At 38.9% G+C, this 13,733-nt stretch carries 13 protein-coding genes; 9 read left to right on the top strand and 4 right to left on the bottom strand.

Translation table 11 applies throughout. The features are described 5' to 3' along the window. The first annotated feature begins 87 nt into the window (after positions 1–87). The gene (locus MHI22_RS10630; RefSeq protein WP_016992524.1) at positions 88–405 is read left to right on the top strand and encodes a hypothetical protein; all 318 of its coding nucleotides are present in this window, start codon (positions 88–90) and stop codon (positions 403–405) included. Between the two features lie 392 nt (positions 406–797). Here the strand turns inward: MHI22_RS10630 and MHI22_RS10625 are convergent, their stop codons facing one another. The 4 genes from MHI22_RS10625 to MHI22_RS10610 all read right to left on the bottom strand — a co-directional run bounded on the left by MHI22_RS10625 (position 798) and on the right by MHI22_RS10610 (position 5,348). Further along, the gene (locus MHI22_RS10625; protein WP_249645902.1) at positions 798–1,478 is read right to left on the bottom strand and encodes an AroM family protein; all 681 of its coding nucleotides are present in this window, start codon (positions 1,476–1,478) and stop codon (positions 798–800) included. Continuing rightward, positions 1,475–2,617 (bottom strand): amidohydrolase, encoded by a 1,143-nt coding sequence (locus MHI22_RS10620; protein WP_058845038.1) that lies wholly within the window; start codon positions 2,615–2,617, stop codon positions 1,475–1,477. Before MHI22_RS10620 ends, MHI22_RS10625 begins: the two co-directional genes overlap by 4 nt. Continuing rightward, positions 2,614–3,684 carry an amidohydrolase family protein gene (locus MHI22_RS10615; RefSeq protein ID WP_340811921.1) on the bottom strand — a complete coding sequence of 357 codons (1,071 nt, stop codon included), beginning with the start codon at positions 3,682–3,684 and terminating at the stop codon, positions 2,614–2,616. The genes MHI22_RS10620 and MHI22_RS10615 overlap by 4 nt, the downstream gene beginning before the upstream one ends. Before the next feature lie 62 nt (positions 3,685–3,746). After that, the gene (locus MHI22_RS10610; RefSeq protein ID WP_089934507.1) at positions 3,747–5,348 is read right to left on the bottom strand and encodes an ABC transporter substrate-binding protein; all 1,602 of its coding nucleotides are present in this window, start codon (positions 5,346–5,348) and stop codon (positions 3,747–3,749) included. 215 nt (positions 5,349–5,563) lie between these two features. Here MHI22_RS10610 and MHI22_RS10605 point away from each other — a divergent pair, with 215 nt between their 5' ends. The 8 genes from MHI22_RS10605 (at position 5,564) to MHI22_RS10570 (ending at position 13,523) form a co-directional block, all read left to right on the top strand. Beyond that, positions 5,564–6,526 carry an ABC transporter permease gene (locus MHI22_RS10605; protein WP_036118726.1) on the top strand — a complete coding sequence of 321 codons (963 nt, stop codon included), beginning with the start codon at positions 5,564–5,566 and terminating at the stop codon, positions 6,524–6,526. A 2-nt stretch (positions 6,527–6,528) separates the two neighbouring features. Then, positions 6,529–7,395: an ABC transporter permease gene (locus tag MHI22_RS10600; RefSeq protein ID WP_058845041.1), complete on the top strand. Its 867-nt coding sequence runs from the start codon at positions 6,529–6,531 to the stop codon at positions 7,393–7,395. Between the two features lie 17 nt (positions 7,396–7,412). Then, a complete protein-coding gene (locus MHI22_RS10595; RefSeq protein ID WP_036118732.1) occupies positions 7,413–8,435 on the top strand; it encodes an ABC transporter ATP-binding protein in 1,023 nt (340 codons plus the stop codon). Next, a complete protein-coding gene (locus MHI22_RS10590) occupies positions 8,419–9,426 on the top strand; it encodes an ABC transporter ATP-binding protein (RefSeq protein WP_036118734.1) in 1,008 nt (335 codons plus the stop codon). The genes MHI22_RS10595 and MHI22_RS10590 overlap by 17 nt, the downstream gene beginning before the upstream one ends. 50 nt (positions 9,427–9,476) lie before the next feature. Then, positions 9,477–10,430, top strand: a complete 954-nt coding sequence (locus tag MHI22_RS10585) for a DUF1177 domain-containing protein (protein WP_036118738.1) — start codon at positions 9,477–9,479, stop codon at positions 10,428–10,430. Further along, positions 10,423–11,691, top strand: coding sequence for a M20 family metallopeptidase (locus tag MHI22_RS10580; RefSeq protein ID WP_340809370.1), 1,269 nt, complete (start codon positions 10,423–10,425; stop codon positions 11,689–11,691). The genes MHI22_RS10585 and MHI22_RS10580 overlap by 8 nt, the downstream gene beginning before the upstream one ends. 135 nt (positions 11,692–11,826) lie before the next feature. After that, entirely contained in the window at positions 11,827–12,588 is a 762-nt protein-coding gene (locus MHI22_RS10575; protein WP_036118741.1) for an IclR family transcriptional regulator, read from the top strand. An 11-nt stretch (positions 12,589–12,599) separates the two neighbouring features. Continuing rightward, positions 12,600–13,523, top strand: coding sequence for an aminopeptidase (locus MHI22_RS10570; RefSeq protein ID WP_089934503.1), 924 nt, complete (start codon positions 12,600–12,602; stop codon positions 13,521–13,523). The last annotated feature ends 210 nt before the right edge of the window (positions 13,524–13,733 follow it).

Here is a 13,733-nt window from a genome sequence, read left to right as displayed (position 1 = left end):
CTATTAATTGTGAAGGAAGTTTGACATTAAAGCGAATAAAACAACTCCGTTCTCTCCATACTATGGAAAAAGGAGTGAATCATAAAGATGGATCGTCAGCGCGTATATTTTTCACTTGCCAATAGAACCTATTATACAAATCCTTATGCTGGGCCGTGGAATTTTGAACTGAATGTAGATCGACAGGCATTAGATGTATTTGAGAGAATCTTTCAGCAAATGCAGCTGCTAGAAATTTCAAATGCTTGGCGTGCACAATTACCGTATATACAGTATCACTTAGACAGGGAAAATGATGAAATCGATAAGCGATTAATGAAAATTTATGCACTCGTTCATGAATATGGGGATGATGACACAAAGGCATTTGTTGAGCAGCTTCCTTATTTCAATAAACGTGTCTAGTGGAACGGGAAAAGGGCACTGCATCGGCAGTGCCCTTTTTCATAGTGTTGAAAAACAAAACCATCCATAGAATTTATGTTAAAGGTGAAAATGGATTTCCATGGGCTTTCCTGTTGGCGAGCCGCTTCGTGTAGGGACGCTCGCCCACAGGAGTCTACTAGCCTTCCAATCCATAAAAATATTTCTTTTTAGCAAGGTTTTCAAATAAAGTGAGGGTATTCACTACTCTTTATGGAGGGGTGCTGTCACTCATCACTTCTCCACATGGTTGATGAGACCCTGTGAGTGAAGCGGCTCATCGGGCATTCCCTGGAAGGGACGCTGGCGGAACGGAAATCAACCCTCGCCTTTCAAAATGGTTGTTTCTACTGTTGACATCACCTTTTTTACCATTAACAAATGGCCTTTAAAACCGTAAATACTGCTTCTCTAGGAACAATGACGGGAATAGTGAGTTGATCTTTAATCATGTTTTTCATTGTTGTGGAATAACCCATACAATCAAGAATGAGCAAATCAGCTCCTTGATATTCTAATAGCTGTGCTTTTGCTAATAAATGTTGTGCATTGAACTGATAGGGTGAGCTAGCTGAAAAGGTGACAACGAACTGTGCACTTTGCCATTTCTCCGCAACAGTTTGTTGTTGCTCAGGCTCAGGGCCTATTAAACCAAGTGCTAATTCTGTTTGTAACCCTTTCACTAAATTTGTCATCATGCGATCAGGTAGTAACAGGTTTTTACATGACAGCTTATTCGTAAAATCTCCTGTACACATAAGCAAAACCCAAGTGAATTCATGTAAATCATCAATGCATGTCTGAATATAGGGCATCAGCTTTTGTTTACTTAGCTTGACTTGTTGTCCATTTGTCAAAAGTGTCACTAAAACATCTGTGTCTTCACTAGAGGGTGAAAGGGAAGCGATTTCGGCTGGAGAGAGTGAATCCAGTACGCCAAACTCATGAACATGTAAACCAGATGCTCTTAATTGCTGAATATCCTCCGCCATATCTTTGCGAGGCGCTTGACCAATTGTGACTACGGCAATTTTTGAATGTTTCAATAAGCTCACTCCGCTTCGTAATATTTTTGTCCATTGACATACGTTTGTAAGACCTTTGCTTCTGTTTCAAAAATAGGGTGTGACCAAACAACAAAATCAGCATCCTTGCCTTCCTCAAGGCTGCCAATGCGGTGATCTAGCTGTACGAGCTTAGCAGCATTTATTGTAATACTTTTTAAGGCGGTGTCCTCATCTAAACCATAGCGAATAGCTTCAGTAGCACAATATTTTAAGTACTGAATTGGTACGAATGGATGGTCTGTCATGATGGCAAATGGGATATTATGCTCTTTAAAAATGGCTGCAATCGCTGGTGTAGAATTACGTGTTTCATATTTAGATGGCGTTAACATATAGGGCCCAAGTGTCGCATGAAAGCCACTGTTTTTTACCGCATCGACTATTAAATAGCCTTCTGTGCAATGCTCTAAATGGAGCTTCACATTAAATTCTTTAGCAATTCTTATAGCTGTCATAATGTCATCTGCTCTGTGACAATGAAGGCGAAGGGGCATGTCACCTCGTAGCACTTCAATGAATGGACGCAACTCTGAATTTTGTTTAATTTGCTCAGCCCGTTGTTGTTCATTCAGTTGACTTGCACGTTGGAAACCATCACGTAAAAGCTGGGCAATGGCCATGCGAGTCATTGGCTTTCGTTTGTATTGATTGCCAAAAACATTCTTTGGATTTTCTCCTAACGCGCCCTTTAAGCCGCTTCGTTCTACTAAAACACGAGAGGGAAGAGTGGGCCCTGCTGTTTTAAGAATACTCCAAATGCCCCCAATGACATTGGCACTACCTGGACCAGTTTGTACAGTCGTCACACCGCCTTCTAACGCATGTTGGAAGGAAAAGTGTCGGATATCTACACTATCTAGAGCATGCATAAGAGGTGTAAAGGGCTCGCTATATTCATTAGCATCATTAATGTCTTCAGTAACCTCTGCCCATGTCCCAACATGGGCGTGAATATCAATTAAGCCTGGTGTGACATAAGCTCCCTGAAGATCGACTAACTCTGCTTGAGGAGGATAATCTTTGGCTGGACCGACATAGACTATACGCCCATCTTCGATCCATAACTGTTCAAAAATATCATTTTGTTCATTGACTGTGAGAAACTTTGCATGATGATAAATAATCATTCTGAGAACCCTTCTTCCCTTGCATAAACTTTTGTTCCTTTAATAAAAGTAGCTACAACCTGTGCATCTAAATTTAATGGATGCTTATCCCATATGACAAAATCAGCTAGAAGGCCATCACGAATAGTGCCAGTTTTATGAGCGATTCCAAGGAAATTAGCAGCTCCTGTTGTTAGTGCATACAGAACATCCTGACGTGTCAGCCCTTCTCTTACAGCTAAGCAACCTTCTAATGTTAGGTGAGAGGTGCTACTAACAGGATGATCCGTACAAAAAACAAACGGAGTATGTTGTTGGGACAACTGGCGGTATAGTTTTGGTGATAATGCCATCATCTCGTTATGCTCGATATATCGAAACGTTGGGCCAGCAATGACCGTATTGAAGGATGTCCCTTGAAGCAGTGAAACTTCAGTGCCGTGAATAATATGAAAATCAAAAGTAGACTTAAACTCTTGTTGAAGACGGTCAATGAATTCAAGATCCACAGCTTTATGTGCCCGTATGACAATTTTCTTAATTAAAGGTTCTTGTTGCTGAATCTGTTGCAATGTTTCTCTTAAAATTTTGGCAATCCCCATACGGGTTAGTGGCTTTCTCCTTTCAGCGAAAAAAGTGCTTTTTGCTTGGTGTCCAATGGAGAAGGAATAAGCAATATCTTTGGCAATGACCATTTCATCAACCGTTGTATGTGTATGATGAATAATAGCTGTTTTTGCACCGACCAAGCTTTTAGGGGAGGGAACGATATGAGAGGCTGTCACCCCATGGGAGATAGCTTTTTGAAAGGCAGCATCGAATGGATAAATGCCATCAACTACAGAATAGTCCAGATGTGAGTCAAATTCATAGCTATCATCTCCCTCCCAACGAATCCCTATTTCAGCTAAGCCAATTTGTGAACAACTGTCGATAAGGCCAGGTGTAATATAATAGCCATCTAAATCGATGTCTATTTCAGACGTTGTAGAAGATGGAGCAAAGTATTGCCCCTGTACTTGAAATGACTGTTTGTTAAAGCTACGTGTCTCAGAGTTAAAAACAAGTCCATTTATATATCGAGTCATGGAATTAGATCTCTCCTTATGAAGAGAAAAGCGGAGACAAGCATCTCCACTTTTCCAGTTAATTATTTAGAAATGGATACGTTCGTACCGTTTGGATGTACAATTTGTACGGAGTTGTCAGTAGAAACCTCAAAGCCCTGTACTTTTTTGTTTACACCTGCAACGGTTTGTGTTGCTTCTAATTCAATACGCGGAACATCTGCTAAAATCAGTTTTAATGCTTCTTGGTATAATTTAGCACGTTCTTCCTGTACCACTGTTTCAGATACGGCACGTTCTAATAATTTATCTACCTCTGGGTTGCTATAGCCTTTACCATTACCTAACGCACCGATTTGATTTGTGTGGAATAATTGATATAGGAAGAAATAAGGATCTGGATACCAAGTCCAGCCACCAATATTCATTGGAGCGTTCCCTTTTGCAACAGTATCACTGTAAGTACCCCATTCAAGCACTTTAATTTCCACATCAATGTTTAAGTTTTTCTTTAATTGACTTTGGAAAATCGTTGCGTAAGGCACACGTGCTTCTGATACATAAATCTCTGTTTTGAAGCCATCAGGATAACCAGCCTCTGCTAGCAATTTTTTTGCTTCTTCTGGATTATATTTTGGTACTAAATCAACTAATGATTTATCATATCCCCATGAACCTGGTGGTAATGGTAAATAAGAAACATCACCGCCACCCCATTGGTTAACACCAGAAATGATTTCCTCAACATTTGTTGCCATATAAAGTGCCTCGCGAACACGTTTGTCAGCAGTCGGACCAACTTTGTTGTTAAGGTCAAGATAAACAATAGATAAACCTGGATTCGTTAAAAGCTCAAGGTTGCTATCTTGGTTAATAATTTCTCTGTTTTGGCCTTTGACATCCATAGCAATATCTATGTCACCAGAACGTAATGCATTTGTCATCATATTTTGATCGGAGATAAACTTCATGGATAAATTATCAACGTGAGGTTTTTCACCCCAATAATTGTCATGGCGAACTAGTTTTACTTCTTGGTCTTTTTTCCATTCTGTTAACTGGAATGGGCCTGTACCAATGAAGTGTTCTGAGAAGTTATCGCCCCAGCCTTCAACCTCTTCTTTTGGAATAATGATATTTCCTGCATCCGTTAGCATAGCAAGAAGGGCAGCATTCGGTGTAGTTAAGTGAATTTCTATTTCATAATCTGACAACACTTTAACTTCTGTCACACCACTTAAACGATTCATAGCGGATTCTTTGGCGGAGCGCTCTAAAGAATATTTCACATCTTCCGCTGTCATTTCACGGCCATCCTGGTATTGCCCCTTTTGGAATTTCACACCCTCACGTAATTTGAACGTATAGACTAACATATCATCTGACACTTTCCATTCTGTTGCTAAAGAGGGGATGATATCTGATAGATCTTTGTTATAAACAACTAAAGTATCACCCATTTGACGCATAACTTGCGATTCATAAACCCCTGTATATTTGATAGGGTCAAATGTTTTGGCATTGGCTGAAAGACCAATATTTAATTTGCCACCTGAAGTGACTTCTCCATCTTTTTCATTTGAAGAATTACTTTTTTCTGTGTTCCCACCACAAGCTGCTAAAACACCAATTAATAAAGTTAAAAAGAGTAGTAGTAAAGGTTTTTTTACGTTTATCTTCTTCATCTGCATAAGCCTCCTTTATTTTGTTTCACAATATGAACCGTTGATTCAAAAATGATAGGTTCGAATTAAAATTAGCACATTTGTAAACAGAAAGTAAATATAAAATTAAAAAAATTCAGAAAAATATATTTACAAATAATTATCACATGGTGTAGTATGTGGTTATTCACAATATGAACCACTGATTCTAATAATGAAAAGGAGGTCTTAATAAGATGGGCTCATTTATTTTAAAAAGGTTAGTCAACCTTATCCCGACACTGCTAGTAGTAGGAATCATCGTCTTCATTATTACGCGAATGATTCCAGGTGACCCAGCTTCAGTAATGCTTGGGCCACAAGCCAGTGTGGAAGATGTAGAGAATTTAAGAGAAGAGCTAGGATTAAATAAATCAATGCCTTCGCAATTTATTTCATATGTAGGAGACTTAGCACAGTTAAATTTAGGATATTCCTATTCTTATAGTGAGTCTGTCATCGGGCTTATTATAGAAAGATTCCCTAACACAGTGATACTAGCATTGGCAGCCTTGTTTATAGCGGTTGTGGTCGGTATCCCAGCAGGAATATTAGCTGCTAGAAAGCAAAATACAATCATTGATTATATTGTCATGCTTGTATCATTAGTTGGTGTATCTATGCCTATTTTTTGGTTGGGGATCATGCTTGTTTTATTCTTTAGTGTCAATCTTGGTTGGTTCCCAGCCACTGGAATGGGCAACATCAGTGATGGTCTATGGACCTATTTGAAACATTTAATTTTGCCAGCATTTGCATTAGCAACGATTCCAATGGCGACATTTGCACGGATTACCCGTTCAAGCATGTTAGAGGTTATTTCGCAAGATTATATTAAAACAGCTCGTTCTAAAGGCATTAAAGAATATTTAGTGATTGGTAAACATGCCTTTAAAAATGCGCTAACACCTATTTTAACGGTATTAGGGATGCAGATATCCAATTTACTGGGGGGAGCGGTTTTAACAGAAACGATTTTTAGTTGGCCTGGAATGGGGCGACTAATTGTAGATGCCATTGATAAACGTGATTTTGTTGTTGTACAAGGTACTGTTATTTTCATCGCATTTATCTTTGTACTTGTTAACTTAGTAGTGGACGTGCTTTATAAAGTTGTCAATCCTAAGGTCAATTTAGAATCGGATGGAGGGAAAAAATAACAATGACTCAAGCAATCGTCAATGAAACAAGAAAAAGAAATACGTTGTTGCGCAAGTTGCTAAAAAATAAATTAGCGACAATTGGGTTAGTCATTGTCACCTTGATGGCCATTGTTGCAATTTTTGCACCATTGATTGCTACCCATCCACCAAATGAAATGATCGTTGGCAAATCATTTTTACCAATGAACACAGAAGGGCATTTGCTAGGAACGGATAATTATGGACGTGATTTGTTTAGTCGTTTAGTTTACGGTACACAAATATCGATGATTGTCGGCATTGCAGCGGTGCTATTTGGAGCTGTGTTTGGAACATTATTAGGGTTAGTGGCAGGGTATTTCGGTGGTCGCATTGATTCGATCATTATGCGTACGATGGATGGTCTTTTTGCATTCCCATTCATTTTACTTGCTATTACACTAATGACGGTATTAGGGCAAGGACTTGTCAACGTTATTGTTGCTATTGGTGTTGCCAACATTCCAGGGTTCGCAAGACTTGTTCGTGGTCAGGTTTTAAGTGTAAAAGAAGAAGAATTCATCGAAGTGACGCATTCTCTAGGTGCTACACATAGTCGAATTATTTTTAGCCATATATTACCGAACTGTTTAGCTCCTTTAATTGTTTATGGAACGATGAGTACAGCGGGCGCTATTATTTCGGAGGCGGCACTGAGCTTTTTAGGATTAGGAGTTCAACCGCCAACAGCTTCGTGGGGTAGTATTTTAAAAGATGGTAAAGATTTTTTAGTATTAAATCCTCAAATGGCGACATTTTCAGGAATCTGTATTTTATTAACAGTTCTTGGTATTAACCTTTTAGGAGATGGATTACGTGATGCGTTAGATCCAAAAATGAAAGTTTAATGGAAGGGGGTGGAGTCATGACTGAACGTTTACTAGATGTAGAAAATTTAACAGTAGAATTTAAAAGTGGCGGCTCTACAATGAAAGCTGTCAATGGAGTAAATTTACAATTAAATAAGAAGGAAACACTAGGGATTGTTGGAGAATCAGGGTCGGGAAAAAGTGTTACAGCCACTGCTCTCATGCGTTTAATTCCATCTCCGCCAGGAAAAATAACGAATGGAAAAATTGACTTTAATGGTCGTGATTTAATTGGCATTTCTGAAAAAGAAATGCGCAATGTGCGAGGTAATGATATTTCAATGATTTTCCAAGATCCTATTACAAGTTTGAATCCTGTATTAACAGTGGGCAATCAAATTATTGAAGTCATCCAAGCACATGAAAAGATCTCGAAGAAAGATGCCGCTATCAAAGCCGTCGATATGTTAAAAATGGTTGGTATTCCCGAGCCAGAGAAACGATTAAAAATGTATCCTCACGAATTTTCAGGAGGAATGCGTCAGCGTGTCATGATTGCTATTGCTCTTGCTTGTAACCCGAAACTACTCATTGCCGATGAGCCAACAACTGCACTGGATGTAACTGTACAAGCTCAAATTCTTGATTTAATGAAAAAATTACAACAAGACCATGATACAGCCATCATTATGATTACACACGATTTAGGTGTGGTTTGGGAGTTATGTGACAAAGTAAATGTTATGTATGCAGGTCGAACAGTTGAGTCGACTACAACAAGACAGCTCTATGAAAAACCTTTACATCCTTATACGTGGGGATTATTAGAGTCTCAAATTACAATGGGCACACAGGAGCAACAAAGATTGCCAGCCATTCCAGGTAGTCCACCGGATTTAACAATGCCACATAGCGGCTGTCACTTTTCATCACGTTGCCCTTTAGCAACAGATATTTGTCGTCATACAGTACCCGACTTAGTGGAAGTGCAGGACAACCATTTTGTAGCCTGCCATTTACAAGCGAAAAATCAAATTGTCGCAAGGAAGGAGGGAATTTTTAATGCAACAGCACAATGAACTTGTTTTAAAGGTAAGTAATTTAAAAAAGCATTTTCCCATTAAAAGTTCAATCCCTTTTAAAAAATCAACACAATTTGTGAAAGCAGTAGATGGCGTCAGTTTTGAATTATATAAGGGCGAAACACTTGGGATTGTAGGTGAATCAGGTTGTGGGAAATCGACGGTTGCTCGTTTAATCAACCAGCTGATTTCTCCAACAGAGGGAATCGTAGAGTTTAAGGGTACGGATTTAGCAAGCTTAAATACAAAGGATATTCGCTCTGCTCGAAAGTCGATACAAATGGTTTTCCAAAATCCATATGCATCACTCGATCCTCGAAAAACGATTGAATATCTCATTGCCGAGCCATTAGTCATCCATGGTATTGGTGATGAAGCATCACGTAAAAAGCGTGTTATTGAATTACTTGAAACAGTAGGATTAAGTGCTTATCATGCAAAGCGCCATCCACATGAATTTTCTGGGGGACAAAGACAACGTATCAATATTGCTCGTGCCCTTGCGCTTAATCCAGATATTGTTGTATGCGATGAACCTGTTTCAGCATTAGATGTTTCTGTACAAGCACAGGTAATCAATCTATTAAAAGACTTACAGAGAGACTTCGGTTTAACATATATTTTTATTTCACATGATTTAAATGTTGTGAATTATATGTGTGATCGGATTGCCGTCATGTACTTGGGTAAAATTGTGGAAATCGGGACATATAAGGAAATTTATGAGAACCCTCAACATCCCTACACACAAGCCTTATTATCGGCAATTCCTAAGGAAAATCCCTTTGATAAAAAGGACCGTATTATTTTATCTGGAGATGTTCCAAGTCCAGTAAATCCACCGAGTGGCTGTGCATTCCACAAGCGTTGTCGTTTTGCTACAGACAAATGTGCAGACGTCCAACCGACACTCGATACTGTGACAGCTACACATCAAGTTTCTTGTCATTTATTTTCGTCGATACAGCAAGAAGTGTCGACGACTTAGAGCAGAAAGTAATTGAATAAATTATAGAAGTAAAAAGGAGCGGACTGATTATGTCATTGAAGCATGTTATTGAATTATACGAGGTAATGGATAATTTCCATGTTAACGGAGAAACGATTAAAGCCTATTTACACAGCATTGATCCAACAGCAGATGTGAAGATCAAAACGATTAAAGGTGAAAGTGGCTCAACGGATTTTGTGCGTGTACTAGTGAAAGGAAAGCAAGGAAAATCCTCTGGTGGTCAGGCACCGACGTTAGGCATTATTGGTCGTCTCGGTGGTATTGGAGCACGTCCTGAAATGACAGGCTTTGTATCAGATGGAGATGGAGCACTAGCATGTATGGCAGGTGCAGCCAAAGCCATTGATATGGCGTTAAAGGGTGATCAGTTAGAAGGAGATGTTATTTTCTCAACGCATATTTGTCCAACAGCACCCACTTTGCCACATGAGCCAGTGCCATTTATGAACTCTCCAGTGGATATTAGTGTCATGAACGAAAATGAAGTGGAAGAAACAATGGATGCCATTCTATCAATCGATACAACGAAAGGCAATCAAGTATGTAACCATAAAGGGTTTGCCATTACGCCAACCGTCAAAGAAGGTTACATATTAAAAATCAGTGATGATTTATTGCATGTTTACACACAAGCAGCAGGAATTTCTCCAGTTGTACTACCGATTACCATGCAAGACATTACACCATATGGCAATGGTTTATTCCATATTAATAGTATTTTACAACCAGCTGTGGCAACAACAAGCCCTGTTGTAGGTGTGGCTATCACAACAGAATCTGTCGTGGCAGGCTGTGCAACAGGCGCCACACATGTAACAGATGTAGAAAATGTAGTTCGATTTGTGTTAGAAGTAGCAAAAACGTATGGAGCTCATAAATGTTCCTTCTTTGACGAAAAGCAGTTTACACATATGAAAAATTTATATGGAAGCATGCATCATCTACAAACGAAAGGAAAAGAGGTATATACACATGAATGATTTACAAGCACTCAAAGCGCAATTATTAGAGGCAGTTGAAAAGCATCAAGATGAACTGATTGCATTTTGTTCGAAACTCATTCAAATTCCTAGTGTCAATCCTCCAGGAGATACGACTGAAATAACAGCTTTTATCGAAAACTATTTACAGGATGTTGGCATTACTTATCAAAAATACGAAGCTGCAGATAAAATGTTTAATTTAGTAGCTTCTATTGGCAGTGGTGAGGGCAAGGAACTCATTTATTGTGGTCATACAGATGTTGTTCCTGTTGGTGATTTATCAAAGTGGGAATTCAATCCATTTTCAGGGGAGGTGAAGGATGGCTGGATGCTGGGCCGTGGTGCAAGTGATATGAAAGCTGGTTTAGCTGGTATTATTTTTGCAACAAAGCTACTAAAGAAATTGAATATTGAATTACCAGGGAAACTAACATTGGCGATTGTGCCAGATGAAGAAACAGGCGGCGAATTTGGTGTTCCGTGGTTGTTAGAGCGAGGTTTTGTGCAAGGAGATGGTTGCTTAATCGCTGAGCCTTCTTCACCGCTAAATCCAACCATTGGGCAAAAGGGTTCTTATTGGTTTGAATTAGAGGTTCGTGGGGAACCTGGACATGGAAGCCTATCACCTTTAGCTGGGAGAAATGCTATTGTCGATGCCATTCGAGCTATTCAAGAGATTCGTACACTATGGGATTTGGAAATTACGATCCCAGAAGAGGTACTGCCACTTATCGAGGTATCTAAAAAATACATGCGAGAGGTGGAAAAAGATCGTTTGAAATATCAAGAAGTTTTAGAGAAAATTACTGTAAATATTGGTACAATTGAGGGAGGTACGAAGTCCAACGTAATCCCAGATTATTGCAAGGTTCAGGTCGATTGTCGCTTACCATTCGGTATTACACAAGAAGAAGTAACAGAAATTTTGAAACATAAACTAGATGGTTTGGCTATTGATTATTCAATCAAACGTTTTGGCTTCAAAAGTGTAGCAAATTATACGCCTGCCGAAAATCCTGTATGCCAATCCATTGTGGAAAATATTTCATTTGTAACAGGGCAAGAGGCATATGGCGTTATGCAATGGGCAAGTAGTGATGCTCGACATTTCAGACAATATAATATTCCTGTATTGCAGTACGGCCCAGCCTATTTACCAAGTATTCATGGTTACAATGAAAAAGTGCGTGTTGAGGATATAGTACGCTGTGCAAAAGTATATATTACTGCTGCTGTTGATTTCCTATATCAAAAGTAAGAGATTAGCTACTCTCTTACTTTTGATAAAGTGATATCAGGTGCTGACGGCTGCTAAATCTGTCGCTTATTTCCCCCTTTAAGAGAAAGATTTGCAGCCGTTTGTACAGATAAATAGATCAAAAGGATGAGAGATATGCTAAAGACGTTAAATTTATCAATTGCGGTTTTAAAAATGTTTACAAAAGAAAAGCCCATATGGGGTGGAAGAGAGTTAGCAATGGCGATGAATATGAATCATACAAATTTATATCGCATTCTTGAAACCTTTGAAAATAATGGGTTTATTACAAAAGATCCTGTAACAAAAAAATACTCACTCGGTATTGCTTTATGGGAGATTGGTATGAATATGTATGATTCATTAAACATAGATCAGCTATGTATGCCAGTTCTTGAGAAATTAAAGGATGTCACAGGCGAAACAGCTATTTTTACTGTTCTGAATGGACTGGAAGCGTTAACATTACTAAAAGCCGAACCTGTTAATAAGGTGAAATTTACTGTTTCAAGAGGAAGTAGATCCCCACTTTATGTAGGGGCATCCTATCGTTCGATGCTTGCTTTTCTAAATGAAGAGCAAATTGCCAAGGTGATTGACGAGCCTTTAACAGCTTATACGAATAATACGATGACAGATGCTAATGAAATACGAGCAGAGCTGGAAAAAATTCGTGCGTGTGGTTATGCACTCAGTAACAGTGAATATTCTGTTGATGTACTGGCACTTGCCATGCCCATATTCAATAGTGAAGATCAGGTCGTAGCCTCCATTACTGTTTCTGGACCAATCTATCGTTTTACGGAACAACGTGTTCCAGAAGTTTTAGAACCATTAAAAGAGGCGAGAAATGAAATAGAAGGAATTATTCGTAGATATCATTTGAATTTTAATTAAGGAGTTTTATTATGCAACATTTACATGATATTGCACTTACTATACTAAAAGGTAATCTAAATGTTCAATCATCTGAAACACTGTTAATCTTAACAGATATTCATAAGCAAGATATTGCGCAAATCTTTTATAAAGCTGGGCAATCTATTACAGCGAAGACAATGTTGATGGTAATGCCGCTATTAGATAAATCTGGACAGGAGCCAATCCAAGCTGTTTCGATGCTGATGACGAATGTCGATGTCACGCTTTGTATTACCTCGCACTCATTAACACATACAGCTGCTCGTAAAAACGCCTGTGAACAGGGTGGCCGAGTGGCGACAATGCCAGGTGTTACAATGGATATGCTAGAGCAAGGTGCGCTACATGCAGATGCACAGGAAATAGAAGATATGGTAGAAAAATATGTTCATTTACTTGATGCAGCAAAAAATATTCGCATTGACAAAGACGGGCATACATTAACGTTTAGTGTAGAAAATCGTTTGGGAATTCGTTCTACAGGTGTTATACGCCAAGCTGGAGAGCATGGAAATATCCCTTCTGGAGAATCTTATATTGCACCACTAGAAACATCTGCGAATGGAGAGATTTTAGTGGATGGTTCGATTGCTAATATAGGTGTTTTAAAGGAGCCATTATTATTAAAAATCACGAATGGTCGTTTAGAGGAGGCAATCGGTCCTGATGGTCCTCAATTACTTGCTTTACTTGGTGAAGGAAATGGTAGAATCATTGCAGAGTTTGGCATCGGAGCGAATAAAAGTGCCATCCTATGTGGTAATGTACTAGAGGATGAGAAGGTGTATGGGACAATCCATATTGCATTTGGTAGTAATAAGCCATTCGGTGGAGCAAATATGGCTGATGTCCATATTGATTGCGTTGTGAAAAACCCCACTGTCTATTTCGATGGTCAGCAAGTCATCTAAGGAAAAGCGTGTCTTCATATGAAGCACGCTTTTTTGCTTTACCTCACTATAGTTTACAGTTGCTTGTCTTTGTAGGATTACACTATAGTTAACATAGATAAGCTAGAGGAAAGGAAACATTTTGCATCTAGCATTCCGTTAAACTAGGAACCAACATTAGATCCTGTCCATAAAATAGGAGCAAAGAATAGGTATAGCTTCTATTGGTCA

The organism is Lysinibacillus sp. FSL L8-0312 (assembly GCF_038003285.1).
Lineage (GTDB): Bacteria > Bacillota > Bacilli > Bacillales_A > Planococcaceae > Lysinibacillus > Lysinibacillus fusiformis_D.
This window is presented reverse-complemented; position numbering and strand designations above follow the sequence as displayed.